Source organism: Pseudomonas sp. RT6P73, assembly GCF_054897715.1.
The window spans coordinates 1,366,868-1,393,046 of sequence record NZ_JBUBUV010000002.1; the positions used below are offsets into that span (position 1 = coordinate 1,366,868).

Genomic DNA, 26,179 nt, shown 5'->3' on the forward strand with positions numbered 1-26,179 from the left:
TCGAGCACGGCCAATAGGGTTAAGTTCCTCAATTCGTTCAGATATATAAGATTATTCCCGCGGGAACTTTTACGAATACGCTGAATACGATCTCCGAATACTAAGAAGAGTGTATATCACATGGCCGAAAACCCCGTTTTTGAGCGCGCGACGCGATTTCTTTCGGCGCTCAGGCATTGTCAGGTACTGGGTTTGCGCGTTCACAGCGCCAGCAACGACGGACTGACGGTCATCCTGCCGTACAGCCCGCAAATTGTCGGTAACCCGCAGACCGGGGTGATCCATGGCGGGGCGCTCACCACCCTGATGGACACCGCGTGCGGCATGTCGACCCTCTGCGTCCTGCCCGAATTCGAAGTCTGTCCGACCCTCGATCTGCGCATCGACTACATGCACGCCGCCGAGCCCCATAAGGATGTCTACGGTTTCGCCCAATGCTACCGGGTGACCACCGACGTGATCTTCGCTCGGGGCTTTGCCTACCAGGACGATCCCGAGCAGCCCATCGCTCATGTCGTCGGCACGTTCATGCGCATGGGCAAAGCCATCAAAGGCGCCAAGGGTTTTGGCGGTGCAATCGCCGGAGGTGCGAAATGACTGACACTTTCAAGGAGCAACTTCAGCAGGCCCATGAGCAGGGGGACTACGCCTCGCTGCTGCATCTGCTTCCCTACGCCAAACTGATCGGTGTCGAGTGTTCCCGTGTCGGGGATGAGCTGCTGTTCCGCCTGCCGACCAACAAGGACAACATTGGTAACCCTTTACTGCCCGCGATCCATGGTGGGGTAATTGCCGGTTTCATGGAACTGTGCGCAGCGCTGCACCTGCTGATTTTCACCGGTTCGCCCGGTGTGCCGAAGATCATCGACTTTTCTCTCGATTACCTGCGAACCGGGCAGTTTCGCGATACCTGGGCCAAATGTCAGGTCTGCCGCCAGGGCCGGCGCGTCGCAAACGTAGCGATTACGGCCTGGCAAACCACCGAAGCCGAACCGATTGCCACGGCCCGGGCCCATTTCAAAATTGAAGAGCCCTTGAAATCCTGAACTCAGCCCCAAACTCTGATGACAACCCGCCGTCGACCCTGAAGGTCGCGGCCACTGCCATCTGATTGGAGTTTGATGACCATGAGTGTGGAAACTCAAAAGGAAACCCTGGGCTTCCAGACCGAGGTGAAGCAACTGCTGCACCTCATGATCCATTCGCTGTATTCCAACAAGGAAATTTTCCTTCGCGAATTGATCTCGAACGCCTCTGACGCTGTCGACAAATTACGTTTCGAAGCCCTGTCCAAGCCTGAACTGCTGGAAGGTGGCGCCGAACTGAAAATCCGTGTGAGCTTCGACAAGGACGCCAAAACCGTCACCCTCGAAGACAACGGCATCGGCATGAGCCGTGAAGACGCGATCACCCACCTGGGCACGATCGCCAAATCCGGCACTGCTGACTTCATGAAACACCTGTCTGGCGATCAGAAGAAAGACTCGCACCTGATCGGTCAGTTCGGTGTCGGTTTCTACTCGGCGTTCATCGTCGCCGATAAAGTCGACGTGTTCAGCCGCCGTGCCGGTGCTGCCGCCAGCGAAGGCGTGCACTGGTCGTCCAAGGGTGAAGGCGATTTTGAAGTTGCCACCGTTGAGAAAGCCGAGCGCGGCACCCGTATCGTCCTGCACCTGAAGTCCGGTGAAGACGAATTCGCCGATGGCTGGCGTCTGCGCAACATTATCAAGAAGTACTCCGACCACATCGCATTGCCGATCGAGTTGCCGAAAGAAGTGGCAGCCGTCGAAGGCGAAGAGACGCCAGCCGTTGAATGGGAAACCGTCAACCGCGCCAGCGCCCTGTGGACCCGTCCTCGCACCGAGATCAAGGACGAGGAATACCAGGAGTTCTACAAACACATCGCTCACGATTACGAAAATCCGCTGAGCTGGAGCCACAACAAGGTCGAAGGCAAGCTCGAATACAGCTCGCTGCTGTACGTGCCGACCCGTGCTCCGTTCGATCTGTACCAGCGTGAAGCGCCGAAAGGCCTGAAACTGTACGTACAGCGCGTATTCGTCATGGATCAGGCCGAGTCGTTCCTGCCGCTGTACCTGCGCTTCATCAAAGGCGTGGTCGATTCCAACGACCTGTCGCTGAACGTGTCGCGGGAAATCCTGCAGAAAGACCCGATCATCGACTCCATGAAGTCGGCGCTGACCAAGCGCGTTCTGGACATGCTGGAAAAACTGGCGAAGAACGAGCCTGAGCAATACAAAGGCTTCTGGAAAAACTTCGGCCAGGTCATGAAAGAAGGCCCGGCAGAAGACTTCGCCAACAAAGAAAAAATCGCTGGCCTGCTGCGTTTCGCATCGACCAACGGTGATGAAGGCGAGCAAGTGGTGGGTCTGACCGAGTACCTGGCTCGCGCCAAGGAAGGTCAGGACAAGATTTACTACCTGACCGGCGAAACCTACGCGCAAGTCAAAAACAGCCCGCACCTGGAAGTCTTCCGCAAGAAAGGCATCGAAGTGCTGCTGCTGACCGACCGCATCGACGAGTGGCTGATGAGCTACCTCAGCGACTTCGACGGCAAGAGCTTTGTCGACGTGGCGCGCGGTGACCTGGACCTGGGCAACCTGGACTCGGAAGAGGACAAGAAAGCCGCGGAAGAAGTCGCCAAGTCCAAAGAAGGCCTGGTTGAGCGTCTGAAAACTGCACTGGGCGACTCTGTTGCTGAAGTACGGGTTTCCCACCGTCTGACCGATTCCCCGGCGATCCTGGCCATCGGCGAGCAGGACCTGGGCATGCAGATGCGTCAGATCCTCGAAGCCAGCGGTCAAAAGGTTCCGGATTCGAAGCCGATCTTCGAATTCAACCCGGCTCACCCGCTGATCGAGAAACTCGACAACGAGCAGAGCGACGAGCGCTTCGGCGACCTGTCGCACATTCTCTTCGATCAGGCGGCCCTGGCGGCCGGCGACAGCTTGAAAGACCCGGCCGCGTATGTGCGCCGCCTCAACAAGCTGCTGGTTGAACTGTCGGTTTAACTGAGTTGTACAAAAACCCGCTTCGGCGGGTTTTTTCATTCTGGTGTCTTTTACTGGGAGTTAGTCATGAGCCAAATCACTGTTCGTTCTGTCGCTTATCAGATTGATGGCCAGCCGTATGAAAGCCGTCTGGCGTTCGATGCCGACCACAAAGGCCCGCGCCCCGGTCTGTTGATGGCGCCGAACTGGATGGGCGTCAGTGCCGGTGCCGAGGAGATCGCGAAATCGGTGGCGACCAAGGGTTATGTGGTGCTGATTGCGGATCTGTATGGTCAGGCGGTACGTCCGCAGAACGGCGACGAGGCGGGCGCGGCGATGATGCCGCTGAAAAACGACCGCGCGTTGCTGCGCAAGCGCATGCAGGCGGCGTTCGACCAGTTGCAAGGGCAGGGCGAGGCGGCGGTTGATACCTCGAAGCTGGCGACCTTCGGTTTCTGCTTCGGCGGTTGCTGCGCGCTGGAACTGGCTCGCACGGGCGCGCCGGTAAAAGCGACGGTTTCGTTCCATGGCACACTGGATACGCCGAACGTCAATGATGCGAAAAACATCGAGGGTTCGGTGCTGGTGCTGCACGGCGCATCCGACCCACTGGTGCCGAAAGAGCAATTGCCGGCGTTTGAAGAGGAAATGAATGCGGCGGGCGTGGATTGGCAACTGCTGAGCTACGGTGGCGCGGTGCATTCGTTTACCGACCCGCATGCCAATGTGCCGGGGAAGATGATGTATGACGCGAAGACGGCGGGGCGTGCGTTTGCCTCGATGCATAATTTGCTGGATGAAGTGTTTAAAGGCTAAAAGCGAAAAGCACCCTCACCCTAACCCTCTCCCGGAGGGAGAGGGGACTGACCGAGGGGGTCTGTAGATATTTTGAGACCGGGGAAATAGAGTCGAACTCAGGAACTAAAAGCTATGGAGATCGGCTCCCTTTCCCCTCTCCCCCGTGGGGAGAGGGCTGGGGTGAGGGGTGATTTTTCAGCCAGCCATAACTCTTAACCCCGACGCTATCTACCGCGGCAATTCGATCCGCTCACTTTCCCCCGGCACCGTCGGCCAATCCCCAGCCGCCCAGCGTCGCCGCGCTTCATCGATCGCCGCCGGATCGCTCGCCACAAAATTCCAGTTGATCCGCCGCGGCCCGTCCAGCGGTGCCCCGCCAAACAACACCGCATGACAGTCGCTCTCGGCGAACAGCGTCATTTCCTCTCCGGCCGGCAACACCACCAGCGCATGCGGTTCCAGCAGTTCGCCATCCAGCTGTGCTTCGCCACTGAGCACATACAGCGCCCGCTCTTCATGCTCGGTCGGAATCAGCAAGGTGGTTGCCGTTTGCAGGTTCAATTCCGCATACAGCGTAGGAGAAAGCACCGGCACCGGCGATTCCAGGCAAAAGCCTGACCCGGCAATCATCCGGATCTTCACGCCAAGGTTATCGCTGACCGGCAACGTCGCCGCCGGGTGATGGCTGTAGTGGCCCGGCCCCTGTTCATGCTCCTTGGGGGATGCGAGCCAAACCTGCAAACCGTGCATCGTGAAGCCCGTGTCCTTCAACGCCTCAGGCGTGCGCTCGACATGGGCGATCGCGCTGCCCGCCGTCATCCAGCTGACATCACCGGCGTCCACCACCTGGTCGGAACCGAGACTGTCCTTGTGCTGGATTTTTCCTACGAACAAATAGGTGAGGGTGGACAAGCCAATGTGCGGATGCTGACGGATGTTCATGCCTTTACCCGCCGGATAAGGGGTTTCGAGCATGTGGTCGAAAAATACGAAAGGCCCGACGCTACGGCATTTGGCTGACGGCAGCGGGCGCAGAATCGGCTGGCCTTCGACATCTTCGGCGCGAGGGCGGATCACGAGCGGAGTGTTCATGGTGCATTCCAGGCTGAGCGGGTGACGCGTGGAGCATAACCCGCTTGCGCAGCCCTTGCTGCTATTGGCTGAAGGCACCTTCGGACAGATGGGTTTCGATACTCACTTCAGTGCTGGTCATCAGTTTGTGTACCGGGCAACGGTCGGCCACGCGGTGCAGCTCGTCGCGCTGAGCGTCGGTGAGCACACCCTTGAGGGTCAGTTTGACGTGCAGGGCATATTTGCCTTTCTGCTCTTCGCTGTTGTCACGTTTGACTTCAACGGTGACGCCGGTCAGCGGGATGTCTTTCTTCTTGGCGTACATCTTCAATGTCAGGGCCTTGCAGGCACCCAGGGCAGCGTCGAAGTAATCATGTGGCTCAGGGGCCGTGCCTTCGCCGCCAGAGGTGGTTGGCACATCGGCAAAGAGTTCGTGGTCATCGATCTGGACGCTGTGGCGAAAACCTTCGGCGGAAACGGTATTGACGGTAACGGTCATGGGGAGCCTCCCAGGCTAAAAAGTCATTCGATCAAAAAAGACCTTGAAGGTATAGAGCATTCCTACCGACGCGCGTTCCACTTTCTTACAGGATGAACCGTCTCGAGTGTGCGGAGGTCTACGTGTTTCCTGCCCCCGGAGAATGCCCGTGCCCTTGTTTCGTTTGAGCCTTGCCTGTTTGCTGGTGTTGTCCAGTGCTGTCGCCAATGCACGCGAATACGCCTACAGCGATGCGCACCTGCATTACGTGGACTTCTTCCAGGAAACGGCGGGCATGCCGGCATTGCTCAAGGCCATGGACTACAACTCCATTGAGCATGTGATGATTTCCGGTATCCCGGTGGCGAAGAAATGGCACGAAGACGAACCCAAACGCCCGCGCTATTACGCCGGTGATGACGCCGATGCCTATTGGTACAGCGCGACGGATGTGATCGTCGCGGCAGCGGTGAACAAACTGACGCCTGCACAGCGTCAGCGCTTTCACCCGTTCCTGTCGGGCTTCAATCCCAACGACAAAAACTCCGCGGCGCACATTCAGCGCATGCTCGACCTCAATCCTGGGCTGTGGCAGGGGATCGGCGAAGTGTTTACTCGGCACGATGACCTGACCGCGCTGACCTCCGGCGATACGCCACGGGCCAACAACGAAGCGATGACGCGGATTTATCACCTGGCGGCCGAGAACGACTTGCCGGTGATGCTGCACTCCAACATCACCTCCAAGCGTGAGAAAAATCCGCTGTACCTGTCGGAAGTCGAGGAGCCGCTGCGTAATCACCCGCACACGCGATTCATTTGGGCTCACGCGGGCACCAGCGCCGAGGTCCATCGGCATCAGACTCGGCTGGATTTTCTATTGCCGACCCTGACCCGAATGCTCGAGGCTTACCCCAACCTGTTCATCGACCTGTCCTGGAGCATGCTGACGCCTTACCTGCTGGATGAGCAGGGCAAGCCTTCCGACGCGTGGTTGAAGCTGGTGGAACGCTTCCCGGATCGCTTCATGCTCGGCTCTGATGTGGTGGGACGTTTCAACAAGCTCGGTAAGGAAATGCGCAGCTTCGATCCGTTTCTCGACGCCCTGCCTGAGGCGGTTGCGAGGAAAGTTGCGCGGGACAATTTCCTGGCGATCCTGCCGCGTAACCGTTAGGGCGACCAGACTACCGATTGGCTGCGCACGGTTGCGAATGAGGCAATCCCTGCCTATGTTCCTTGCGAGGCATTACTGGCGACTGGCGCGATGACTCGCCGCAAGTCGCTGTCCATCCAGTGCGGATTCTCGCAGCGAGGTTACGACATGCCAAACGACTCCCGCCCTGCCGTGCTTGAACTGATCGGCAATACGCCGCTGGTGCGCGTCAGCCGCTTTGATACCGGCCCGTGCACCCTTTTTCTCAAACTCGAATCACAGAACCCTGGCGGCTCGATCAAGGATCGCATCGGTCTGGCGATGATTGACGCCGCCGAACGCGATGGCCGTCTGCAACCTGGCGGCACCATCGTCGAGGCCACCGCTGGTAACACCGGCCTGGGCCTGGCCCTGGTCGGTCGTGCCAAAGGCTATCGAGTGGTGCTGGTGGTGCCGGACAAAATGTCCACCGAGAAGGTCTTGCACTTGAAGGCGATGGGCGCCGAGGTGCACATCACCCGGTCCGACGTCGGCAAGGGCCATCCCGATTACTATCAGGATGTGGCGGCGCGGTTGGCGCAGGAGATTCCCGACGCCTTCTTCGCCGACCAGTTCAACAACCCGGCCAACCCGCTGGCCCACGAGTGCAGCACCGCGCCGGAGATCTGGGCGCAGACCCAGCATGATCTGGACGCCATCGTTGTCGGCGTAGGCTCGGCCGGGACGCTGACCGGGCTGACCCGCTTCTTCCAGCGCGTGCAGCCGAACCTGGAAATGGTGCTGGCCGACCCGGTCGGCTCGGTGATGGCCGAGTACAGTCGCAGTGGCACCCTTGGGAAGGCAGGATCATGGGCGGTGGAAGGCATCGGTGAAGACTTCATTCCGTCGATTGCCGACCTTTCCAGTGTGCGCCATGCCTATTCGATCAGCGACGAGGAAAGCTTCGATCATGCCCGCCAACTGCTGCGCGCCGAAGGCATTCTTGGCGGTTCCTCGACCGGCACCTTGCTGGCGGCGGCGCTGCGCTACTGTCGCGAGCAAACCGAGCCGAAACGGGTGGTCAGCTTCGTCTGCGACACCGGCACCCGTTACCTGTCGAAGGTCTACAACGACCAGTGGATGAACGATCAGGGCCTGCTGCAATACAAGCGTTACGGCGATCTGCGTGACCTGATCGCACGGCGCTTCGAGGATGGCCGAGTGATCAGCGTCGGCCCCGACGACACGCTGCTTACCGCCTTCCAGCGCATGCGCCTGGCGGATGTGTCACAACTGCCGGTTCTGGAGGGCGGAAAGCGGCTGATCGGCGTGATCGACGAGTCCGATATTCTGCTGGGCGTGCACGAAGACGCTTCGCACTTGCGCAGGCCCGTGGCCAGCGCAATGACTGACAAGTTGCAAACCCTGCCGGCTGGCGCGAGTCTGGCCGAACTGCAGGCGGAGCTCGATCGCGGGCTGGTGGCGATCATCGCCGACGCCTCGGGCTTCCACGGCTTGATTACGCGAGTCGACATGCTCAATCATTTACGGAGATCCCTTACATGAGTCAGCACGATGAAACCGGCGCGCCACGCGCCTTCGGCACCCGTGTGATCCATGCCGGACAGACGCCGGATCCTTCCACCGGGGCGCTGATGCCGCCGATTTATGCCAACTCCACGTACTTGCAGCAGAGCCCCGGCGTACACAAGGGCTTCGACTACGGGCGCTCGCACAACCCGACGCGTTTTGCGCTGGAGCGTTGCGTGGCGGACCTTGAAGGCGGGACCCGGGCGTTTGCCTTTGCCTCCGGACTGGCGGCGATTTCCACCATACTGGAACTGCTCGACGCTAACGCGCACATCGTCTCCGGCAACGATCTGTACGGCGGCACGTTCCGACTGTTCGACAAGGTGCGTCAGCGCAGTGCCGGGCATCGTTTCAGCTACGTCGACCTGACCGACCTGTCGGCCTTCGAAGCGGCGTTGCAGGACGACACGCGGATGGTCTGTGTCGAGACGCCGAGCAATCCCTTGCTGCGCCTTTCTGATCTCGCCGCCATCGCGCGCATCTGCCGCGAGCGCGGCATCCTCTGCGTGGCCGACAACACCTTCGCCAGCCCGTGGATACAGCGCCCGCTGGAGCTGGGTTTCGATGTCGTGGTGCACTCGACGACCAAGTACCTGAACGGCCACTCTGACGTGATCGGCGGCATCGCGGTGGTCGGGCAGAACGCGGAACTGGCCGAGCGCCTGGGCTTTTTGCAAAACGCGGTGGGCGCTATCGCCGGGCCGTTCGACGCGTTCCTCACCCTGCGCGGCGTGAAGACACTGGCGCTGCGCATGGAACGTCACTGCAGCAACGCGCTGGAGCTGGCGCAATGGCTGGAGCGTCAGCCGCAAGTGGCGCGCGTTTACTATCCGGGCCTGCCGTCGCACCCGCAGCACGAATTGGCCCGGCAGCAGATGCGTGGATTCGGCGGGATGATTTCCCTCGACCTGAACAGCGACCTGGCCGGCGCCAGACGTTTCCTTGAAAGTGTGCAGATCTTCGCCTTGGCCGAAAGCCTGGGCGGGGTGGAAAGCCTGATCGAGCACCCGGCGATCATGACCCACGCCACCATCCCGGCAGACACCCGCGCGCAACTCGGGATCGGCGATGCGCTGGTGCGTTTGTCGGTGGGGGTTGAGGACGTCGAAGACCTGCGCGCCGACCTGGCCCAGGCGCTGGCGCGGATTTAACTTTCAGCAGGCATAAAAAAATCCGGAATCCTTGATGGATTCCGGATTTTCGTGTCGATCCGGATCAGCTGCCTTTGACAGTCTTGCCGTTGACCTTGCCGTCGAGGAGCATGATGTTGTACTCCTTGCCGTCGGTTTCGACCTGTTGCAGGCGAACCAGCAAGTAATCCCAGTCCTTGGCGAACCACAGGACGGTGGTGCGCTTGCTTTGTGTCGGGTCGCGCACGCGCTCGACCTTGATCGCATCGATCTGGCCAGCCTTGGTGTCGACTTTTTCCGAACCCAGCACGCGGAAGTCATAGGTATCGACTTCGCCATCATCGACAACCTGATAGCTCATGCTTTTTTTGCCGGCAGCCACATCGTGCTGAAGAGCAAGCTGATAGGTGGATTTGTCGACCATGCCACGGTTGAGCGGGATCTTGACCGCGTCACCACGATCGGTGCCGGTGACCATTTTGGTGGTCCAGTCGAAGTCCAGGTCGGCTTTCTTGGCTTTGCCCAGACCACCGCGTTCGAAGTGGTAGGACTGAGGCAGCAAGGTGTCCTTGTCCAGGGTCAGGGTGCTTTCTTCAGTCAGGCTGGCGATCATCATCGATGCCTTGAAGCTGAGCTTCCAGACGCCGTTGGCTTGCTTGGTCAGGCTGCGTTCAGCCGTGCCGCTCATGGGCAGCTGTTTCCAGTCGGCGGTGTAGCTGGCGGAGAAAGGTTGAAGTTCTGCAGCCTGCGCAAATGGCAGTGCAAGCAGAGCGCAAGCGAAGAGCAGGGCGCGACGCATAAAATCTCCTAGTTTCGAATCAAGTGGCCGCTGGCCGCGAGTAGCTTTCCATCCAGTAAAGCACCTTGTTCACCGAGCGATAAACGACCTTCGGCAAACCAGCGTACGGCCATCGGGTAAATCAGGTGTTCCTGAACGTGGACTCGCTGCGCCAGACTCTGCGGCGAATCGTGCAACTCTACCGGTATTACTGCCTGTACGACCAGTGGTCCGCCATCGAGTTCCTCGGTGACGAAGTGCACGGAGCAGCCGTGTTCCGTGTCGCCGGCCTCCAGCGCGCGCTGATGAGTGTGTAACCCTTTGTATTTGGGCAGCAGCGAGGGATGGATGTTAAGCAGGCGACCTGCGTAGTGGCGCACGAAGTCAGCGCTGAGAATGCGCATGAAACCGGCCAGTACCACGAGTTTGGGGTTGAAGGCGTCGATCAGTTCGATCAACGCGGCATCGAAGGCTTCGCGGCCTTCGAAAGCCTTGTGATCCAGGGAGCGGGTGTCGATACCCGCGTCCCTGGCGCGTTGCAGGCCGTAAGCATCGGCGCGGTTGGAAATCACCGCGGCGATGCGGACCGGGCTGTCGCCGGTCCGCGTGCTGTCGATCAAGGCCTGCAAGTTACTGCCGGTGCCGGACAACAGCACCACCACATCACAGGTCTGGGACATCAATGAGCCTTGAGGTTCTTCAGTTCAACCTGAGCCGCGCCTTCGGCAGCGGTGGCGATCTGACCGATGACCCAAGGCTGCTCGCCGGCTTCACGCAGAACGTTCAGCGCAGTCTCGACGTGCTCTTGAGCCACGCAGATGACCATGCCCACGCCGCAGTTCAGCACGCGGTGCATTTCGTTTTCGTCGACGTTGCCTTTCTCTTGCAGCCAGTCGAATACCGCAGGACGGGTCCAGCTCGCCACGTCAACCACGGCCTGAGCGCCTTTTGGCAGAACGCGCGGGATGTTGTCCAGCAGGCCGCCACCGGTGATGTGGGCCATGGCTTTGACAGCGCCGGTGTCCTTGATCAGCTTGAGCAACGGCTTCACGTAGATGCGGGTCGGGGCCATCAGCAGGTCGGTCAGCGGTTTGCCGTCGAGCTGGATGTTTTCGATGTCGGCACCGGACACTTCGATGATCTTGCGGATCAGCGAGTAGCCGTTGGAGTGCGGGCCGGAAGACGGCAGGGCGAGCAGGGCATCGCCGGCAGCGACTTTCGAACCGTCGATGATTTCGGATTTTTCCACGACGCCGACGCAGAAGCCGGCCAGGTCGTAGTCTTCGCCTTCGTACATGCCAGGCATTTCAGCGGTTTCGCCGCCGACCAGGGAACAGCCGGACAATTCACAGCCAGCGCCAATGCCGGTCACGACCTGGGTCGCGGTTTCGACGTTGAGCTTGCCGGTGGCGTAGTAGTCGAGGAAGAACAGCGGCTCGGCGCCGCAGACCACGAGGTCGTTCACGCACATGGCCACCAGGTCGATGCCGATGCTGTCGTGCTTGTTCAGGTTCAGTGCCAGGCGCAGCTTGGTGCCCACGCCGTCGGTGCCGGAAACCAGTACAGGCTGCTTGTAGCCGGCCGGGATTTCGCAGAGGGCGCCGAAACCGCCCAGGCCGCCCATGACTTCCGGGCGCGCAGTGCGCTTGGCGACGCTCTTGATGCGTTCGACCAATGCTTCACCGGCGTCGATGTCTACACCGGCGTCCTTGTAGCTCAGGGAGGGTTGCTTGCTCATGATCCAGGCCTTTAGGGGGGATTCAGGGGTAACGACCGAGTCCAGTGGGGCCGCCGAAACGGCGTAGGCGAGAGCCTTGCGCGCTATTCCGACACTGCCCGGCTGTTGCCGGTCTGCGAAGGCGCGCGATTTTATCAGGCTTGAGGGGCAGCGGCCATCCTCACGCCGACGGCAGGGGCATATCGGCCGAAAAAAACCGTTATTGCCCGTGTTGGTCGCGTCCCCGATGGCTGTATAAGGTATCGCGATTAACCGTCTATCGTTATGACAGTGCGAAAACTTAGTCAGATCGTGGTGAATGTTTTGCGCAGGGGCGTGGTCACAGCCTTGCTCGATCATCTTCATGCGGTCTGTTCCAGCCGCTCTTGTCGTCAGGAATCTTCCATGCGTTTTTTTTCCAGATTTTTATTTGCAGGCTGTTTGTCACTGGTCAGCCTGGCGAGTCATGCCGAAACCGTCAAAGGCCTATATCAAGTGCGCGAGCCTGTCAGCAGTCAGTCGGCGGAGGAGCGCAATCAGGCGACCCAGCGCGCGCTCGATACGCTGGTACTGCGCCTGACCGGTGATCCCAAGGCTGCGCAAAGTCCGGGGTTGGCGGCGCTGCGCAAAGACCCGCAACAGATCATCAGCCAATACGGTTTCGACGCTGGCCCGCCGGAAGTACTGAAGGTCGATTTCGACCCGGGCACCACCGAACAGGCTTTGCGCCGCGCCGGGTTGTCTTTGTGGGGGGCTAATCGGCCGTCGATCCTGAGCTGGTGGTTGAACGACTCCGCCGAGGGTTCGAGCCTGGTGGGTGATGGCCAGGCCAGCGCCGCGCCGTTGCGTCGCGCGGCCCAACACCGTGGTCTGCCATTGCGTCTGCCGTTGGCCGACCTGAGTGAGCAACTGGTCGCTACGGCGCCGAATCTTGAAGGCACGGATGCAGCGCCACTGCGCGGTGCATCGGACCGTTACAACGCTGACGGCTTGCTCGCGGTGCATGCCCGTGAAGAGGGCGGCCAGTGGCAGGCCAAGTGGAATTTATGGCTGGGCGACAAGAAGGAGGCGGGCAGCGTGCAGGGCGCGGACCAGGCCGCTGTGGCTGATGCAGTGATGCTGGCCGTCAGTGAGCGTCTGGCGCCGCGGTTTGTCGTGAAGCCCGGCGCTTCGGGCGAACAATTGCTGGAAGTGCAGGGCATGAACCTGGAACGCTACGCCGCCCTCGGGCGCTTGCTGGAGCCTTTTGGGGCGCGCCTGCAAAGTGTCGACGGCGAGCGCATTCTCTATCGGGTCAATGGCAGCCCCGAGCAGTTACGCTCGCAGCTGTCCCTGGCGAAGTTGCAAGAGGTGCCGGCGGGTGAGGCGCCAGCTCCGGTAGCCCCTGTGCAACCAGTGGCCGATGGTTCGGCGACTGTGATTGCACCAACTCCGGCACGGGTGCCGCAGCTGCGATTCCGTTGGTAAGGTTTTCTTTCTTTATATAGATGCATATGGAGTGGTACATGGCCGATACGCGGCGTTGGTTCTGGTTGGGTGGGGTGGTTCTGCTCTGCGTGTTTGTCTGGTTGTTGCATCCGATCCTGACGCCCTTTCTGGTGGCGTTGCTGCTGGCCTATCTGTTCGATCCGCTGGTGGATCGGCTGGAAAGGGCTGGCCTGTCACGCACCTGGGGCGTGGTGGCGGTGTTCGCGTTGTTCACCTTGATCTTCACGACATTGTTGCTGGTGTTGGTGCCGATGCTCGCCAAGCAACTGTTTCGCTTGTATGAGCTGGCGCCGCAGATGCTCGACTGGCTGCAGCACACCGCACTGCCATGGGCGCAATCGAAATTTGGGCTGTCGGATAATTTCTGGAAGTTCGACAAGCTCAAGGCCGCGATCAGCGAACACATGGGCCAGACCACCGACATTGTCGGGGTGGTGCTGAGCCAGGCGACGGCTTCCGGGCTGGCGTTGATTGGCTGGCTGGCGAACCTGGTGCTGATTCCGGTCGTGAGTTTCTACCTGCTGCGGGACTGGGACGTGATGATGGCCAAGGTCCGCAGCCTGCTGCCCCGTGAAAACGAAGAGCGCGTCGTGACCCTCGCCGGCGAATGCCATGAAGTGCTGGGTGCATTCGTGCGCGGGCAGTTGCTGGTGATGGTGGCGCTAGGGGTGATCTACTCGGCGGGCCTGATGTTGATAGGACTGGAGCTGGGGTTGTTGATCGGCATGATTGCCGGTTTGGCGGCGATTGTGCCGTACATGGGCTTTGTGATCGGGATCGGTGCGGCGTTGGTGGCCGGCCTGTTTCAGTTTGGTGGCGATCTGTATCCCATGGTCGGTATCGTCGCCGTGTTCATGGTCGGGCAGGCGCTGGAAGGCATGGTGTTGACGCCCTTGCTGGTGGGCGATCGTATCGGTCTGCACCCGGTGGCGGTGATCTTCGCCATTCTGGCCGGGGGCGAGCTGTTCGGCTTTACCGGCGTGTTGCTGGCGTTGCCAGTGGCGGCGGTGATCATGGTGCTGGTGCGCCATGTGCATGATTTATATAAAGATTCAGATATCTACAGCGGTGTCGACGAACCTGAACTATAAGGGGCGTTGATGTCTCACGGCGGGCGACCTGGTTTCATGCCGGGTTGGCCCGTTTCCCCCGCGCTGCTGTCACATGCGCCGCCAAAGAAACTGTCATAAAACCAGGGCGTTAACGCAAACCTTTGATTTTGCTTGTGGTCTGTCGCATTGTGCGACCCGCCTCACGGGTATAAACTTCGCAAACTTTACACAGAGGCCACTAACGGTTCCTTTGGAACTGTTCAGTCAGCATGAAACCGATTCAGCTGCCCCTAGGTGTGCGTCTGCGTGATGACGCTACCTTTATCAATTACTACCCAGGCGCCAATGCCGCTGCACTCGGCTATGTCGAGCGGCTATGCGAAGCCGACGCCGGCTGGACCGAAAGCCTGATTTATCTCTGGGGCAAGGACGGGGTAGGGCGTACGCACTTGTTGCAGGCAGCCTGCCTGCGCTTCGAGCAACTGGGGGAGCCGGCGGTGTATCTGCCGTTGGCCGAGCTGCTGGATCGCGGCATTTCCATCCTCGACAACCTCGAACAATACGAACTGGTCTGCCTGGATGATTTGCAGGCGGTGGCCGGTCGGGCGGATTGGGAAGAGGCGCTGTTCCATCTGTTCAATCGTTTGCGTGACAGCGGTCGACGCCTGTTGATTGCCGCGTCGACATCCCCGCGTGAACTGCCGGTGAAGCTGGCGGACCTCAAATCCCGTCTGACGTTGGCGCTGATCTTTCAGATGCGTCCGCTCTCCGACGAAGACAAATTACGCGCGTTGCAACTGCGTGCTTCCCGTCGCGGCCTGCACTTGACCGATGAAGTCGGGCATTTCATTTTGACTCGCGGCACCCGCAGCATGAGCGCGCTTTTCGAGCTGCTTGAACGCCTCGATCAGGCCTCCCTTCAAGCTCAGCGCAAGCTGACGATTCCTTTCCTGAAAGAAACATTAGGCTGGTAAAGCTCAAGCCTGGCAGGGGTTTTGGCATATTTCAGGCGTCAGAAAATCCGCTTTCCTACAAGTTGTAGGCTGCGCAGGCGTCTAAAAGGGGCTTAAGCGCTTAGATGTAAACGCGGAACCGGGAAGTCACATAAAGTTCGATTGAATTTGCAAATGAGGATGATAGCGGGCATAGTCGCGGCTTCTTTTATAACTATCAGCCACGGTCGTGCCCATGCTAAAGCGCTTCGCACCCCTCGTGCCTCTCGCACTCGTCACCTTGTTGTTCGGTTGCGCTGCCCACTCCCCAGTGACCCAGCAAGAGCAACAACAGCAGGTCAAGAATTCAGTTACCGCCCAGTCTACTTCCGTTCTTTTCCAGGAAGATCTTTACCAGGACAGCGTGGCCACCGATAAAGAACTGGCAAACTTCGCCGATGGCAAGTCGTACCAGCTTCCGGTTCTGGCAGACAGCATCCTCGAACGTGGCATGTCCCTGATCGGTACCCGTTACCGTTTCGGTGGCACCTCCGAGGCTGGCTTCGACTGCAGCGGTTTCATCGGTTATCTGTTTCGTGAAGAAGCCGGCATGAACCTGCCGCGCTCTACTCGCGAGATGATCAACGTGAACGCTCCGCTGGTGGCTCGCAGCGCGCTGAAGCCGGGTGACCTGCTGTTCTTCGCCACCAATGGTCGTCGCGGTCGTGTCAGTCACGCCGGGATCTACCTGGGCGACAACCAGTTCATCCACTCCAGCAGCCGCAAAAGCGGTGGTGTTCGGGTCGATAGCCTGGGCGACAGCTACTGGAGCAAGACCTTCATCGAAGCCAAGCGCGCACTCGCGATGGCCCCGACCGTGGTCACCGCCCGCAAGTAAATCTTCAGCCTGTCGCCACGTCAGTGGCGACAAAACGCCTCCGCGCAACGTAGTAGGCGGACAGTTTGTAAGGCGAACTTAAAGTCTTACTTGAAGTTTGGCCGATAGCCGCTAGAATCCAGATCTATTATTGATGGCAAACCGCCTGCGTCCTGCGCAGGCGGTTTTCTTTTCTGTCTTCCCGGCAGAAAAAGCCGCAGCCAGATCAGGATGTTCTGCAAATGACGATGTCGGCCCGCCTCACCATCATGCTCTTCGCAGCCCTGCTTAGCGCTTGCGCCAGTCGCACACCGCCCCCCGCGCCGGTGGTTCGCGCCCCCATTGTTTTCGGTAACCCGCAACCCTTTTCCCCCGAGGCAGAAGACGTGCTGTTCCGCGCGCTCGGCCTGGTTGGTACGCCGTATCGTTGGGGCGGTAACACGCCGGATTCGGGCTTTGATTGCAGCGGCCTGATCGGTTACGTCTACCGTGATGTCACCGGTATTTCCCTGCCGCGTACCACCCGCGAAATGATCAGCATGCAAGCGGCCAGCGTCGGCAAGGAAGGCCTGCAGACCGGTGACTTGATCTTCTTCGCCACCAATGGCGGCTCCCAGGTCAGCCATGCCGGGATCTACGTCGGCGAAGGCCGCTTCGTCCACGCGCCAGCCACTGGCGGCACGGTGAAGCTCGACAGCTTGTCCAAGGCTTACTGGCAGAAGGCTTATCTGAGCGCCAAGCGTGTTCTGCAGCCAGAGCACTTGGCGCGTAATCCCTAGTTCGCAGAGGTCGTCATGACCGCCCGCACACTTAATCTCGACGATTCCCTGTATCAATACCTGCTCGACGTTTCCCTGAGGGAAACGCCGCTGCTCAAGCGCTTGCGCGACGAAACCCAGGCGCTGCCCATGGCTCGCTGGCAGGTGGCGCCGGAGCAGGGGCAGTTCCTCGCGTTATTGGTCAAACTCACTGGCGCAAAACGCTTGCTGGAAGTCGGCACGTTCACCGGTTACAGCGCCTTGTGCATGGCTGCTGCGTTGCCGGAGGACGGTTCGCTGATCTGCTGTGATATCCCCGGTGACTACAACGCTATCGCACACCGTTACTGGCAGGAGGCGGGCCTCGCCAATCGCATCGATCTGCGTCTGGCGCCTGCGCTGGAAACCCTGGCTCAGCTGGATCAGCCGGGGCAATTCGACCTGATCTTCATTGATGCCGACAAGTCCAACTACCCGGGCTATCTGGAGCATGCACTGCGTCTGCTGCGCGTCGGCGGACTGGCGGTGTTCGATAACACGCTGTGGAGCGGGCGGGTGCTTGAGCGCAATCCCGAAAGCGCAGACACCCGAGCCATCCAGGCGCTCAATCGCGCCTTGAAGGATGACTCGCGGGTGGATTTGTCGTTGTTGCCGCTAGGAGATGGTTTAACTCTGTGCCGCAAACGCTAAACGCCCCCCTTGTAGGAGCGAGGCTTGCCCGCGAAGGCGTCGGCACATCCAACATTGATGTTGCCTGACCTAGAGCCTTCGCGGGCAAGCCTCGCTCCTACAAGGGGGGCTGTTGCAGTTACTTCGCGGTCGACACCCGCCACACCTTGTTCCCCACATCATCGGCCACCAGCAAACCTCCCTGCTGATCAATCACCACGCCCACAGGCCGGCCCATGGCTTTCTCATCCGCATTGAGGAAACCTGTGAGCACATCAACCGGTTGCCCGGTCGGCTTGCCTGCGCTGAACGGGACGAAAATCACTTTATAACCACTGTGCGGCTTTCGGTTCCACGAGCCGTGCTGGCCGATGAAGGCACCTTCCTTGAATTGCGCTGGCAGTGTGTTGCCCTCGGCAAACGACAGGCCCAGCGACGCGGTATGCGGGCCAACTGCGTAGTCCGGCGCAATGGCCTTGGCCACCAGGTCCGGATTTTGCGGCTCGACGCGAATATCGACGTGCTGGCCGTAATAGCTGAAGGGCCAGCCGTAAAATCCGCCGTCCTTCACTGAGGTGATGTAGTCCGGCACCAGATCGCTGCCGATTTCGTCCCGCTCATTGACCGCCGTCCACAGGGCGCCGGTCTGAGGTTCCCAGGCCAGACCGTTTGGATTGCGAATCCCCGAGGCGAAGATCCGGTGATTGCCGGTGGCGCGATCCACTTCCCAGATCGCCGCGCGACCTTCTTCCTGATCCAGGCCGTTTTCGCCGACGTTGCTGTTGGAGCCTACCGTGACGTAAAGCTTGCTCCCGTCCTTGCTGGCAATGACGTTTTTGGTCCAGTGGTGATTCAGCGTGCCACCCGGCAAATCGACCACCTTGCTCGGCGGCGACTTGATCGCCGTGTCGCCATTTTCATAGTGAAAGCGCAGCAAGCGATCAGTGTCGGCTACGTACAGGTCATTGCCGACCAGCGTCATGCCGAAGGGCGAATTGAGGTTTTCCAGGAACACCGTGCGGGTTTCGGCGATGCCGTCGTGGTCCTTGTCCCGCAGCAGCGTGATGCGATTCGGGCTGGGGACGCCGGCGCCGGCACGCCCCATGACTTTCTTCATGACCCAGCCTTTAACGCCTTTGCCGTCATCGGGTTTCGGTGGCGCGTTGGTTTCGGCCACCAATACATCGCCGTTGGGCAGCACATACAGCCAGCGCGGGTGATCGAGCCCTTCGGCAAATGCCGCCACTTGAGTGCCCGCCGCAGGGGTGGGTTTCGCGCCCTCCGGCCAGCCGATCGCCGGGGCGATATTCACCGTCGGGATCAGGGTTTTGTTGGGTTCTGGCAGCTTGGGTGACGGGCCGGTGCCGTCGGAGACTTGCAAGCTGGAGGTTTCACCACAGGCGGCGAGCCCTCCGGCGAGCGCGATGAGGAGAACGAGCTGGGGCTTGCGCATGCGGATCTTCCCTATGAATGCATTGACTTAATCATAGAGAAGATTTGACGCGCGATGGTTCAACCGGTCAGCCGCGGGCTTCCTTGAACAGCACGGCGATGCCGGGGTGGTAGTTGCCGGCTTCGTTGCGCAACTTGCGATAGGCGTACGGGAAATACCAGGCCACGGCGCAGCTGTGTTCCTTTTGCAGGTCGTCGACCATGTCCTGAAGTTCTTCCGGCGTCGCGCTCTGTTGGGCCTTTTGTGGCGCAACGAACAGGCAGCCGAGTTTCAGGTCGCTGGCGTAGCTGATGCGTTTGGCAGCGCTGGTGATGTCTTGCAGCGCCTGAGTCAGGTTCAGGCTATTGACCCGCGGCCAGCGTTGAGTGGTCTGAAGGTAGGCGCGTTCTTCGGCGGAGGCGATAAACAGATCGGCGCGGCCGTTGCGTTCGCCTTCTTCGTTTTGCTTGCGCGTGGTGGTTTGTTGCAGCGTGACCATTTCCGCCATCCAGGCCGCGGCGGAGAGTAAGCCGATGTTGGCTTTTTCGTCGTACCAGTAAGGCGTGTCGTTATCGCCGCGCACCGCATTGTAGCGGTCGATACAGTCAAACCAGCGTTCCAGCACCGGTCGCAGGAATTCCAGCTTCGGATTGCTGATGATCATGCCTTGCATGTTGCTCACCCTTTGTAATTGTGATGTTGGGTTGTGGCGCTTTGATATCACTGCTGACAGTGTGGTGCAAGTTGGGGGTCAGTAAATTGACCGGCGGCAGTATATCGCTCGCCCGCGCTTTGTCTTCAATTGACGCTCCACCCCCAACCCTCTAACCTTCGCGGCTTGTTTCAGGTGCTCTGTGGCGAAGGTCGACAGAGTGAAACAGGGAAGCCGGTGAGTGACTATCTTCACGCGACGAAACGTCACGATCCCGGCGCTGCCCCCGCAACGGTAAATGAGTAAAGATTGCGCCTTGAGCCACTGTGTCTACGTCGACATGGGAAGGCGCGCAGTCCGGCGCAAGCCGCTCATGAGCCCGGAGACCGGCCTGATTCATCCAACGGCATCACGGTGGGCGATGCCAGGCTTCTTGCCGTCTATTCTTGTGCCTGCCCGCCGTTATCCAGCCTCAACGGAGAGCTCCCCCATGACTGATTCCCCTGATCGTGACGAACGCCATCTGGCGCGCATGCAGCGCAAAAAAGCCGTGATCGACGAACGCATCGCCAACTCGCCGAATGAGTGCGGCCTGCTGCTGGTACTGACCGGCAACGGCAAAGGCAAGAGCAGCTCGGCCTTCGGCATGCTTGCCCGGTCCATGGGCCACGGCATGCAGTGCGGCGTGGTGCAGTTCATCAAGGGGCGCAACAGCACGGGTGAAGAGTTGTTCTTCCGCCGCTTCCCTGAGCAAGTACGCTTTCATGTGATGGGCGAGGGCTTCACCTGGGAAACCCAGGACCGCCAGCGTGACATCGCCGCCGCCGAAGCTGCTTGGGAAGTGTCCCGCGAACTGCTGCGCGATCCGTCGATCGGTCTGGTGGTGCTCGATGAACTGAACATCGCCCTCAAGCACGGTTACCTCGACCTCGATCAAGTGCTCACTGACTTGCAGGCGCGTCCGCCGATGCAACACGTGGTGGTCACCGGTCGCGGCGCCAAGCCGGAGATGATCGAGCTGGCCGATACGGTCACCGAAATGGGCGTGATCAAGCACGCGTTCCAGGCCGGGATCAAAGCGCAAAAAGGCGTCGAGTTGTGAGTCAACCACGTCATTGCCCGGCGGTATTGATCGCCGCGCCGGCCTCCGGTCAGGGCAAGACCACCGTCACCGCCGCGCTTGCCCGTTTGCATCGCAATCAGGGGCGCAAGGTTCGCGTATTCAAGTGCGGCCCGGACTTTCTCGACCCGATGATTCTCGAGCGCGCCAGCGGTGCGCCGGTGTATCAACTGGACATGTGGATGGTCGGCGAGCAGGAAAGTCGTCGTCTGTTGTGGGAAGCCGCCGGTGAAGCCGACCTGATTCTCATCGAAGGCGTCATGGGGCTGTTCGACGGCACGCCGTCCAGCGCTGACCTGGCGCGGCACTTCGGTGTGCCGGTGCTCGGTGTGATCGACGGTACGGCGATGGCGCAGACTTTTGGTGCGCTGGCGTTGGGGTTGGCGAAGTATCAGCCGGACTTGCCGTTTGCCGGTGTGTTGGCCAACCGTGTGGGCACGTTGCGGCACGCGCAGTTGCTCGAAGGCAGCCTGACCGAAGGCTTGCGCTGGTACGGCGCGTTGTCGCGCGAGACCGGGATTGAACTGCCGAGTCGCCATCTCGGTCTGGTCCAGGCCAGCGAGTTGAACGATCTCGATCTGCGCCTCGATGCAGCGGCCGAATCGCTGGCCAGCAGTTGCGATGTGGCGCTGCCGCCGCCCGTGGAATTCGCGGCGCCTGAAATGATCGTCGCAGAGCCTTTGCTGGCCGGCGTGCGAATCGCAGTGGCCCGTGATGAGGCGTTCGCTTTCACCTACGGTGCGAGCCTGGATTTGCTGCGGGCCATGGGCGCCGAACTGCTGTTTTTCTCGCCAATCCGCGATGCTGATTTGCCAGAGGCGGACAGCCTTTATCTCCCGGGCGGTTATCCGGAGCTGCACCACGTGGCGCTGTCACAGAACACCTCGATGCTCATTGCGATCCGCGCCCATCATGCCGACGGCAAACCGTTGTTGGCCGAGTGTGGCGGGATGTTGTACCTGCTTGATTCGTTGACCGACGTCGAAGGCATTCGCGCTGAATTGGTCGGTTTGCTGGCGGGTGATGCGGTGATGCAAAAGCGTCTGGCGGCGCTGGCATTGCAAGCGGTTGAGTTACCGGAAGGTTCGTTGCGCGGGCACACCTATCACCATTCGCTGACCAGCACCGAGCTTGAGCCGATTGCTCGTGGGCTCAGTCCGAATGGCGGGCGCGGGGCAGAGGCGGTTTATCGTGAGGGGCGGATGACGGCTTCTTATGTGCACTTTTATTTTCCGTCCAATCCCACTGCTGTAGCCGCATTGTTTGCGCCTGACCGGGAGGCCGCCATCGCGAGCAGGCTCACTCCTACAGGGGACCGCGTTTCGTCAGGCAGAGCTCCATCTAATGTGGGAGCGAGCCTGCTCGCGAAGAGGCCATGACTGACAACGCATTCAGCCAGGCCGAACGCGACGCAGTTTATCGAGCCATCGGCGAACGCCGCGACATGCGCCACTTCAGCGGCGGCACCGTCGAGCCCGAGTTACTGCGACGCCTGCTCGAAGCCGCCCATCAGGCCCCCAGCGTCGGCCTGATGCAACCCTGGCGATTCATTCGCATCAGCGACCGCACACTGCGCGACAAGATCCAGCAACTGGTGGAAGAAGAACGCATCCGCACCGCCGAAGCCCTCGGCGAGCGCACCGACGAATTCATGAAGCTCAAGGTCGAAGGCATCAACGACTGCGCCGAGGTGTTGGTCGCCGCGCTGATGGATGATCGCGAGCGCCACATCTTCGGTCGTCGCACCTTGCCGGAAATGGACATGGCGTCGCTGTCCTGCGCGATCCAGAACCTCTGGCTGGCCGCCCGCGCCGAAGGTCTGGGCATGGGCTGGGTGTCGCTGTTCGAGCCGCAAGCGTTGGCAGATCTGCTGGGTTTGCCGCCCGGGGCCAAGCCATTGGCGGTTCTCTGTCTCGGCCCGGTCAAGGAATTCTATCCGGCGCCGATGCTGGTACTCGAAGGGTGGGCGCAGGTGCGTCCGCTCAGTGAGTTGCTGTATGAAAATTATTGGGGAGTGAGTCAATGAGTGTGGCGTTATTGAGTGTCGCCGCGGTTGCGCTGGACGCGCTGCTGGGTGAACCCAAACGCTGGCATCCGCTGGTGGCGTTCGGCCGTTTTGCCGAGCGCATCGAGCAACGTTTCAATGGTGAGGGGCGTGGCTGGCGCAGTCATGGCGTCACTGCCTGGGTGATTGCGGTGTTGCCGCTGACCTTGCTGGCCACGGCGTTTTCCTGGGCGCCTTATGTCGGCTGGATTGTCGAGATTCTCGCGCTCTACTGCGCCCTCGGCATGCGCAGCCTCGGTGAGCACGTCGAACCGGTGGCCAAGGCCCTGCGCAGTGATGATCTGATTGAAGCGCGCATACGCGTGGGCTATCTGGTCAGCCGTCAGACCAGCGAACTGGATAAAACCGAAGTCGCCCGCGCTGCCACCGAATCAGTCCTGGAGAACGGCAGCGATGCGGTGTTCGCCGCGCTGTTCTGGTTTGCCGTGGCCGGCGCGCCCGGCGTGGTGCTCTACCGTTTGAGTAATACCCTCGATGCCATGTGGGGTTATCGCAACGAGCGCTTCGAACGTTTCGGCTGGGCCGCGGCGAAGATCGACGATGTCCTCAACTACATTCCTGCGCGCCTGGTGGCGTTGACCTACGCGCTGCTGGGCAAAACCCGACTGGCGTTGAAATGCTGGCGCACCCAGGGCCCGACCTGGGACAGCCCAAACGCCGGGCCGGTGATGGCGGCCGGTGCCGGTGCGCTCGGCGTCGAGTTGGGCGGGGCGGCGATCTATCACGGTGAACTGCATCAGCGTCCGCAACTGGGCGAAGGCGTGCCAGCGGACGCCGACTCCATCGACCGCGGCTGGCAATTGGTCCAGCGCGGGGTATGGTTATGGCTGCTGATTCTCTGCGTGGGAGCTGAATTCTATGCTTGAGCACGGTGGCCGCTTGCGTAAGGCGGCGCTCGAATACGGCATTGCCGAAGCCGATTGGCTGGACCTGTCCAGCGGCCTCGCGCCGTGGCCATTCCCGATCCCGGACATCCCGCTGCGGGCCTGGGCGCGCTTGCCGGAAACCGATGACGGTCTGGAGCAAGCGGCTTGCGACTATTACGGCGCGGCCCAGGTGCTGCCGGTCGCCGGTTCGCAAATGGCCATCCAATTGCTGCCGCGTTTGCGTCGGGCCGGCAAGGTCGGCGTGCTGTCGCCGTGTTACGCCGAACACGCGCAAGCCTGGCGGCGCAATGGCTACATCGTGCGCGAAGTGCTGGAGCAGGAAGTCGACTTCTATATCGACAGCCTCGACGTGCTGGTGGTGGTCAATCCGAACAACCCGACGGGCCTGAGCCTGCCCCCGAGCCGTCTGCTCGACTGGCATGCCCGGTTGGCCTCGCGCGGTGGCTGGCTGGTGGTCGACGAGGCGTTCATGGACAACACGCCGCAGTTGAGCGTGGCGCCATTTGCCCATCAGGTCGGCTTGATCGTGTTGCGTTCGTTCGGCAAATTTTTTGGCCTGGCCGGTGTGCGGCTGGGCTTTGTGCTGGCTGAGCGCAAGCTGCTCAAATTGCTCGCCGAGCAGGTGGGGCCTTGGGCGGTCAGTGGGCCGACACGGGTGTTGGGCCAAGCCTGTTTGCTTGACACCGAAGGCCACGCCAGGCAGCGGGTGCGCAGCGAAGCGGCCAGCGAACGCCTGGCGCTTTTGCTCGGGCAGTATGGTTTGCAGCCGCAGGGTGGCTGCGCGTTGTTTCAATGGCTGATCACCGAGCGTGCCGAAGCGCTTCACGAGTTCATGGCACAACGTGGCATCTTGCTGCGGTTGTTCGCCCACAACAGCAGCGTGCGTTTCGGTCTGCCTGCGGATGAAGCCGACTGGCTGCGTCTCGAGCAAGCGCTTCAAGCCTACGTCAAGGAATCGCAATGACCACGCTAATGGTGCAAGGCACCACATCCGACGCCGGTAAAAGCACGCTGGTGACGGCGTTGTGTCGCTGGGTTGTCCGTCAAGGCGTGCGCGTCGTGCCGTTCAAACCGCAGAACATGGCGCTCAACAGTGCCGTGACCGCCGATGGCGGCGAGATCGGCCGCGCCCAGGCAGTGCAGGCCCAGGCGGCCAACCTTGAGCCGCACACCGACATGAATCCGGTGTTGCTCAAACCCAACAGCGATACCGGCGCCCAAGTGATCATTCATGGTCGCGCGGTCACGACGATGAACGCGGTTGCCTATCACGACTACAAAGCCATCGCCATGCAAGCGGTGTTGGCCTCTCATGAACGATTGAGCGCGGCCTACCCGGTGGTGATGGTCGAAGGCGCAGGCTCGCCGGCTGAGATCAATCTGCGTGCCGGCGACATCGCCAACATGGGTTTTGCCGAAGCGGTGGATTGCCCGGTGGTGCTGATCGCCGACATCAATCGCGGCGGGGTGTTTGCGCATTTGGTGGGCACGCTGGAATTGCTGTCGCCCACCGAACAGGCGCGGGTCAAAGGCTTTATCATCAACCGTTTTCGCGGTGACATCGCCTTGTTGCAACCCGGCCTCGATTGGCTGGAAGCCCGCACCGGCAAACCGGTGATCGGCGTTCTGCCGTATGTGATGGATCTGCACCTCGAAGCCGAGGACGGTATCGATCAGCGCCAGACCGACAAGGTCGAGCGCGTGCTGAAAGTGGTAGTGCCGGTGTTGCCGCGCATCAGCAACCACACCGATTTCGATCCGCTGCGCCTGCATCCGCAAGTGGACCTGCAATTCATCGGCCCTGGCCAGGCGATTCCTCCGGCCGACCTGATCATTCTTCCCGGCTCAAAAAGCGTGCGCAGCGACCTCGCGTATTTGCGCGCCAATGGCTGGGACACGGCCATCAGTCGTCATCTGCGTTATGGCGGAAAAGTACTGGGGATTTGCGGCGGTCTGCAAATGCTCGGTGAGCAGGTGCATGACCCGCTGGGCCTCGAAGGCGCGTCGGGGTCCAGTGCCGGTCTGGGCTTGCTGGCGTTCGAAACACAGCTCGAAGAAGAGAAGCAATTGCGCAATGTGCGCGGCCGTCTGGAGCTGGAAGATGCCGAGGTCAGCGGCTATGAAATCCACGCCGGAGTGACCACCGGGCCGGCGCTGGAAAACGCTGCCGTGCAGCTCGACGATGGTCGCTGCGATGGCGCGCAAAGTGTTGACGGGCAGATTTTCGGCACCTACCTGCATGGCCTGTTTGAATCCCCGGCAGCGTGCAGTGCGCTGCTGCGCTGGGCGGGTTTGCAGGATGTGCAGGAAGTGGATTACCACGGGTTGCGCGAGCGCGATATCGAGCGGTTGGCGGATCTGGTGGAGAAGCATTTGGATACCGCGTTGTTGCGTGAGCTCTGTGGGATTTGAGGTGGCTGTACCGGCCTCATCGCGGGCAAGCCCGCTCCCACAAGGATCGAGGCTGTTCACAGATTTTTGGTCCATCCACGGAACCTGTGGGAGCGGGCTTGCCCGCGATGAGGCCAGGCGCCTCACCAAT

The 26,179-nt window shown here is 60.6% G+C and carries 26 protein-coding genes and 1 riboswitch; of the genes, 19 read left to right on the top strand and 7 right to left on the bottom strand.

From position 1 onward, the window contains the following. Window positions 1-120: 120 nt before the first annotated feature. From ACYZT6_RS06745 to ACYZT6_RS06760, 4 genes are all read left to right on the top strand, one after another. Window positions 121-597: a PaaI family thioesterase gene (locus ACYZT6_RS06745; RefSeq protein WP_462026231.1), complete on the top strand. Its 477-nt coding sequence runs from the start codon at window positions 121-123 to the stop codon at window positions 595-597. Next, window positions 594-1,046, top strand: a complete 453-nt coding sequence (locus tag ACYZT6_RS06750) for a PaaI family thioesterase (protein WP_462026232.1) — start codon at window positions 594-596, stop codon at window positions 1,044-1,046. Before ACYZT6_RS06745 ends, ACYZT6_RS06750 begins: the two co-directional genes overlap by 4 nt. Before the next feature lie 81 nt (window positions 1,047-1,127). Continuing rightward, on the top strand, window positions 1,128-3,032 hold the full coding sequence (gene htpG / locus ACYZT6_RS06755; protein ID WP_462026233.1) for a molecular chaperone HtpG: 1,905 nt from the start codon (window positions 1,128-1,130) through the stop codon (window positions 3,030-3,032). A 66-nt stretch (window positions 3,033-3,098) separates the two neighbouring features. Next, on the top strand, window positions 3,099-3,827 hold the full coding sequence (locus tag ACYZT6_RS06760) for a dienelactone hydrolase family protein (protein ID WP_462026234.1): 729 nt from the start codon (window positions 3,099-3,101) through the stop codon (window positions 3,825-3,827). Window positions 3,828-4,037: 210 nt separating this feature from the next. Here the strand turns inward: ACYZT6_RS06760 and ACYZT6_RS06765 are convergent, their stop codons facing one another. Both ACYZT6_RS06765 and ACYZT6_RS06770 read right to left on the bottom strand, forming a co-directional pair. Then, a complete protein-coding gene (locus tag ACYZT6_RS06765; RefSeq protein ID WP_462026235.1) occupies window positions 4,038-4,901 on the bottom strand; it encodes a pirin family protein in 864 nt (287 codons plus the stop codon). 61 nt (window positions 4,902-4,962) lie between these two features. Beyond that, window positions 4,963-5,379, bottom strand: a complete 417-nt coding sequence (locus ACYZT6_RS06770) for an OsmC family protein (RefSeq protein ID WP_219095619.1) — start codon at window positions 5,377-5,379, stop codon at window positions 4,963-4,965. Window positions 5,380-5,521: 142 nt separating this feature from the next. Between ACYZT6_RS06770 and ACYZT6_RS06775 the strand changes: the two genes are divergently transcribed. From ACYZT6_RS06775 to ACYZT6_RS06785, 3 genes are all read left to right on the top strand, one after another. Then, window positions 5,522-6,532, top strand: coding sequence for an amidohydrolase family protein (locus ACYZT6_RS06775; protein ID WP_462026236.1), 1,011 nt, complete (start codon window positions 5,522-5,524; stop codon window positions 6,530-6,532). A 147-nt stretch (window positions 6,533-6,679) separates the two neighbouring features. Further along, window positions 6,680-8,056, top strand: coding sequence for a pyridoxal-phosphate dependent enzyme (locus ACYZT6_RS06780; protein WP_462026237.1), 1,377 nt, complete (start codon window positions 6,680-6,682; stop codon window positions 8,054-8,056). Beyond that, entirely contained in the window at window positions 8,053-9,231 is a 1,179-nt protein-coding gene (locus ACYZT6_RS06785) for a trans-sulfuration enzyme family protein (protein ID WP_462026238.1), read from the top strand. The genes ACYZT6_RS06780 and ACYZT6_RS06785 overlap by 4 nt, the downstream gene beginning before the upstream one ends. 64 nt (window positions 9,232-9,295) lie before the next feature. Here ACYZT6_RS06785 and ACYZT6_RS06790 read toward each other — a convergent pair whose 3' ends face one another. From ACYZT6_RS06790 to purM, 3 genes are read right to left on the bottom strand one after another with little or no spacing between them, the layout of a single operon-like run. Continuing rightward, complete coding sequence (locus ACYZT6_RS06790; protein WP_462026239.1) at window positions 9,296-10,009, bottom strand: DUF3108 domain-containing protein; 714 nt, start codon at window positions 10,007-10,009, stop codon at window positions 9,296-9,298. An 8-nt stretch (window positions 10,010-10,017) separates the two neighbouring features. Further along, on the bottom strand, window positions 10,018-10,668 hold the full coding sequence (gene purN / locus ACYZT6_RS06795; RefSeq protein WP_077749781.1) for a phosphoribosylglycinamide formyltransferase: 651 nt from the start codon (window positions 10,666-10,668) through the stop codon (window positions 10,018-10,020). After that, window positions 10,668-11,726, bottom strand: coding sequence for a phosphoribosylformylglycinamidine cyclo-ligase (gene purM / locus ACYZT6_RS06800; RefSeq protein ID WP_010456810.1), 1,059 nt, complete (start codon window positions 11,724-11,726; stop codon window positions 10,668-10,670). The genes purN and purM overlap by 1 nt, the downstream gene beginning before the upstream one ends. A 384-nt stretch (window positions 11,727-12,110) precedes the next feature. Between purM and ACYZT6_RS06805 the strand changes: the two genes are divergently transcribed. From ACYZT6_RS06805 to ACYZT6_RS06830, 6 genes are all read left to right on the top strand, one after another. Further along, window positions 12,111-13,172, top strand: coding sequence for a DUF2066 domain-containing protein (locus ACYZT6_RS06805; protein ID WP_462026240.1), 1,062 nt, complete (start codon window positions 12,111-12,113; stop codon window positions 13,170-13,172). A gap of 38 nt (window positions 13,173-13,210) precedes the next feature. Beyond that, window positions 13,211-14,284 (top strand): AI-2E family transporter, encoded by a 1,074-nt coding sequence (locus tag ACYZT6_RS06810; protein WP_462026241.1) that lies wholly within the window; start codon window positions 13,211-13,213, stop codon window positions 14,282-14,284. Window positions 14,285-14,514: 230 nt separating this feature from the next. Next, window positions 14,515-15,219: a DnaA regulatory inactivator Hda gene (gene hda / locus ACYZT6_RS06815; RefSeq protein WP_010456804.1), complete on the top strand. Its 705-nt coding sequence runs from the start codon at window positions 14,515-14,517 to the stop codon at window positions 15,217-15,219. A gap of 214 nt (window positions 15,220-15,433) precedes the next feature. Further along, a complete protein-coding gene (locus tag ACYZT6_RS06820; protein WP_462026242.1) occupies window positions 15,434-16,075 on the top strand; it encodes a C40 family peptidase in 642 nt (213 codons plus the stop codon). A gap of 221 nt (window positions 16,076-16,296) precedes the next feature. Then, on the top strand, window positions 16,297-16,833 hold the full coding sequence (locus tag ACYZT6_RS06825; RefSeq protein WP_109628654.1) for a C40 family peptidase: 537 nt from the start codon (window positions 16,297-16,299) through the stop codon (window positions 16,831-16,833). Window positions 16,834-16,848: 15 nt separating this feature from the next. Continuing rightward, the gene (locus ACYZT6_RS06830; RefSeq protein WP_462026243.1) at window positions 16,849-17,502 is read left to right on the top strand and encodes a class I SAM-dependent methyltransferase; all 654 of its coding nucleotides are present in this window, start codon (window positions 16,849-16,851) and stop codon (window positions 17,500-17,502) included. 118 nt (window positions 17,503-17,620) lie between these two features. Here ACYZT6_RS06830 and ACYZT6_RS06835 read toward each other — a convergent pair whose 3' ends face one another. Together ACYZT6_RS06835 and ACYZT6_RS06840 are read right to left on the bottom strand one after the other, a co-directional pair. Next, window positions 17,621-18,934, bottom strand: coding sequence for a PQQ-dependent sugar dehydrogenase (locus ACYZT6_RS06835; protein ID WP_462026244.1), 1,314 nt, complete (start codon window positions 18,932-18,934; stop codon window positions 17,621-17,623). A gap of 67 nt (window positions 18,935-19,001) precedes the next feature. Beyond that, window positions 19,002-19,586: a hypothetical protein gene (locus ACYZT6_RS06840; RefSeq protein WP_462026245.1), complete on the bottom strand. Its 585-nt coding sequence runs from the start codon at window positions 19,584-19,586 to the stop codon at window positions 19,002-19,004. Window positions 19,587-19,741: 155 nt separating this feature from the next. Beyond that, window positions 19,742-19,974: riboswitch (cobalamin riboswitch) on the top strand. An 81-nt stretch (window positions 19,975-20,055) separates the two neighbouring features. On the opposite strand from ACYZT6_RS06840, the gene cobO reads away from it, so the two are divergent. From cobO to ACYZT6_RS06870, 6 genes are read left to right on the top strand one after another with little or no spacing between them, the layout of a single operon-like run. Beyond that, window positions 20,056-20,667 carry a cob(I)yrinic acid a,c-diamide adenosyltransferase gene (cobO, locus tag ACYZT6_RS06845; RefSeq protein ID WP_131062200.1) on the top strand — a complete coding sequence of 204 codons (612 nt, stop codon included), beginning with the start codon at window positions 20,056-20,058 and terminating at the stop codon, window positions 20,665-20,667. Then, the gene (locus tag ACYZT6_RS06850; RefSeq protein ID WP_462026246.1) at window positions 20,664-22,064 is read left to right on the top strand and encodes a cobyrinate a,c-diamide synthase; all 1,401 of its coding nucleotides are present in this window, start codon (window positions 20,664-20,666) and stop codon (window positions 22,062-22,064) included. The genes cobO and ACYZT6_RS06850 overlap by 4 nt, the downstream gene beginning before the upstream one ends. Beyond that, a complete protein-coding gene (bluB, locus tag ACYZT6_RS06855) occupies window positions 22,061-22,711 on the top strand; it encodes a 5,6-dimethylbenzimidazole synthase (protein ID WP_462026247.1) in 651 nt (216 codons plus the stop codon). Before ACYZT6_RS06850 ends, bluB begins: the two co-directional genes overlap by 4 nt. Then, the gene (gene cbiB / locus ACYZT6_RS06860) at window positions 22,708-23,616 is read left to right on the top strand and encodes an adenosylcobinamide-phosphate synthase CbiB (RefSeq protein ID WP_462026248.1); all 909 of its coding nucleotides are present in this window, start codon (window positions 22,708-22,710) and stop codon (window positions 23,614-23,616) included. Before bluB ends, cbiB begins: the two co-directional genes overlap by 4 nt. Further along, window positions 23,609-24,601: a threonine-phosphate decarboxylase CobD gene (gene cobD, locus ACYZT6_RS06865; RefSeq protein ID WP_462026249.1), complete on the top strand. Its 993-nt coding sequence runs from the start codon at window positions 23,609-23,611 to the stop codon at window positions 24,599-24,601. The genes cbiB and cobD overlap by 8 nt, the downstream gene beginning before the upstream one ends. Beyond that, window positions 24,598-26,049 (top strand): cobyric acid synthase, encoded by a 1,452-nt coding sequence (locus tag ACYZT6_RS06870; protein WP_462026250.1) that lies wholly within the window; start codon window positions 24,598-24,600, stop codon window positions 26,047-26,049. The genes cobD and ACYZT6_RS06870 overlap by 4 nt, the downstream gene beginning before the upstream one ends. The last annotated feature ends 130 nt before the right edge of the window (window positions 26,050-26,179 follow it).

Bases quoted from the DNA above. Each gene is read 5' to 3' on its own strand.
- ACYZT6_RS06745 (WP_462026231.1), top strand. From the start codon at position 121: ATGGCCGAAAACCCCGTTTTTGAGCGCGCGACGCGATTTCTTTCGGCG.
- ACYZT6_RS06750 (WP_462026232.1), top strand. From the start codon at position 594: ATGACTGACACTTTCAAGGAGCAACTTCAGCAGGCCCATGAGCAGGGG.
- htpG (WP_462026233.1), top strand. From the start codon at position 1,128: ATGAGTGTGGAAACTCAAAAGGAAACCCTGGGCTTCCAGACCGAGGTG.
- ACYZT6_RS06760 (WP_462026234.1), top strand. From the start codon at position 3,099: ATGAGCCAAATCACTGTTCGTTCTGTCGCTTATCAGATTGATGGCCAG.
- ACYZT6_RS06765 (WP_462026235.1), bottom strand. From the start codon at position 4,901: ATGAACACTCCGCTCGTGATCCGCCCTCGCGCCGAAGATGTCGAAGGC.
- ACYZT6_RS06770 (WP_219095619.1), bottom strand. From the start codon at position 5,379: ATGACCGTTACCGTCAATACCGTTTCCGCCGAAGGTTTTCGCCACAGC.
- ACYZT6_RS06775 (WP_462026236.1), top strand. From the start codon at position 5,522: ATGCCCGTGCCCTTGTTTCGTTTGAGCCTTGCCTGTTTGCTGGTGTTG.
- ACYZT6_RS06780 (WP_462026237.1), top strand. From the start codon at position 6,680: ATGCCAAACGACTCCCGCCCTGCCGTGCTTGAACTGATCGGCAATACG.
- ACYZT6_RS06785 (WP_462026238.1), top strand. From the start codon at position 8,053: ATGAGTCAGCACGATGAAACCGGCGCGCCACGCGCCTTCGGCACCCGT.
- ACYZT6_RS06790 (WP_462026239.1), bottom strand. From the start codon at position 10,009: ATGCGTCGCGCCCTGCTCTTCGCTTGCGCTCTGCTTGCACTGCCATTT.
- purN (WP_077749781.1), bottom strand. From the start codon at position 10,668: ATGTCCCAGACCTGTGATGTGGTGGTGCTGTTGTCCGGCACCGGCAGT.
- purM (WP_010456810.1), bottom strand. From the start codon at position 11,726: ATGAGCAAGCAACCCTCCCTGAGCTACAAGGACGCCGGTGTAGACATC.
- ACYZT6_RS06805 (WP_462026240.1), top strand. From the start codon at position 12,111: ATGCGTTTTTTTTCCAGATTTTTATTTGCAGGCTGTTTGTCACTGGTC.
- ACYZT6_RS06810 (WP_462026241.1), top strand. From the start codon at position 13,211: ATGGCCGATACGCGGCGTTGGTTCTGGTTGGGTGGGGTGGTTCTGCTC.
- hda (WP_010456804.1), top strand. From the start codon at position 14,515: ATGAAACCGATTCAGCTGCCCCTAGGTGTGCGTCTGCGTGATGACGCT.
- ACYZT6_RS06820 (WP_462026242.1), top strand. From the start codon at position 15,434: ATGCTAAAGCGCTTCGCACCCCTCGTGCCTCTCGCACTCGTCACCTTG.
- ACYZT6_RS06825 (WP_109628654.1), top strand. From the start codon at position 16,297: ATGACGATGTCGGCCCGCCTCACCATCATGCTCTTCGCAGCCCTGCTT.
- ACYZT6_RS06830 (WP_462026243.1), top strand. From the start codon at position 16,849: ATGACCGCCCGCACACTTAATCTCGACGATTCCCTGTATCAATACCTG.
- ACYZT6_RS06835 (WP_462026244.1), bottom strand. From the start codon at position 18,934: ATGCGCAAGCCCCAGCTCGTTCTCCTCATCGCGCTCGCCGGAGGGCTC.
- ACYZT6_RS06840 (WP_462026245.1), bottom strand. From the start codon at position 19,586: ATGCAAGGCATGATCATCAGCAATCCGAAGCTGGAATTCCTGCGACCG.
- cobO (WP_131062200.1), top strand. From the start codon at position 20,056: ATGACTGATTCCCCTGATCGTGACGAACGCCATCTGGCGCGCATGCAG.
- bluB (WP_462026247.1), top strand. From the start codon at position 22,061: ATGACTGACAACGCATTCAGCCAGGCCGAACGCGACGCAGTTTATCGA.
- cbiB (WP_462026248.1), top strand. From the start codon at position 22,708: ATGAGTGTGGCGTTATTGAGTGTCGCCGCGGTTGCGCTGGACGCGCTG.
- cobD (WP_462026249.1), top strand. From the start codon at position 23,609: ATGCTTGAGCACGGTGGCCGCTTGCGTAAGGCGGCGCTCGAATACGGC.
- ACYZT6_RS06870 (WP_462026250.1), top strand. From the start codon at position 24,598: ATGACCACGCTAATGGTGCAAGGCACCACATCCGACGCCGGTAAAAGC.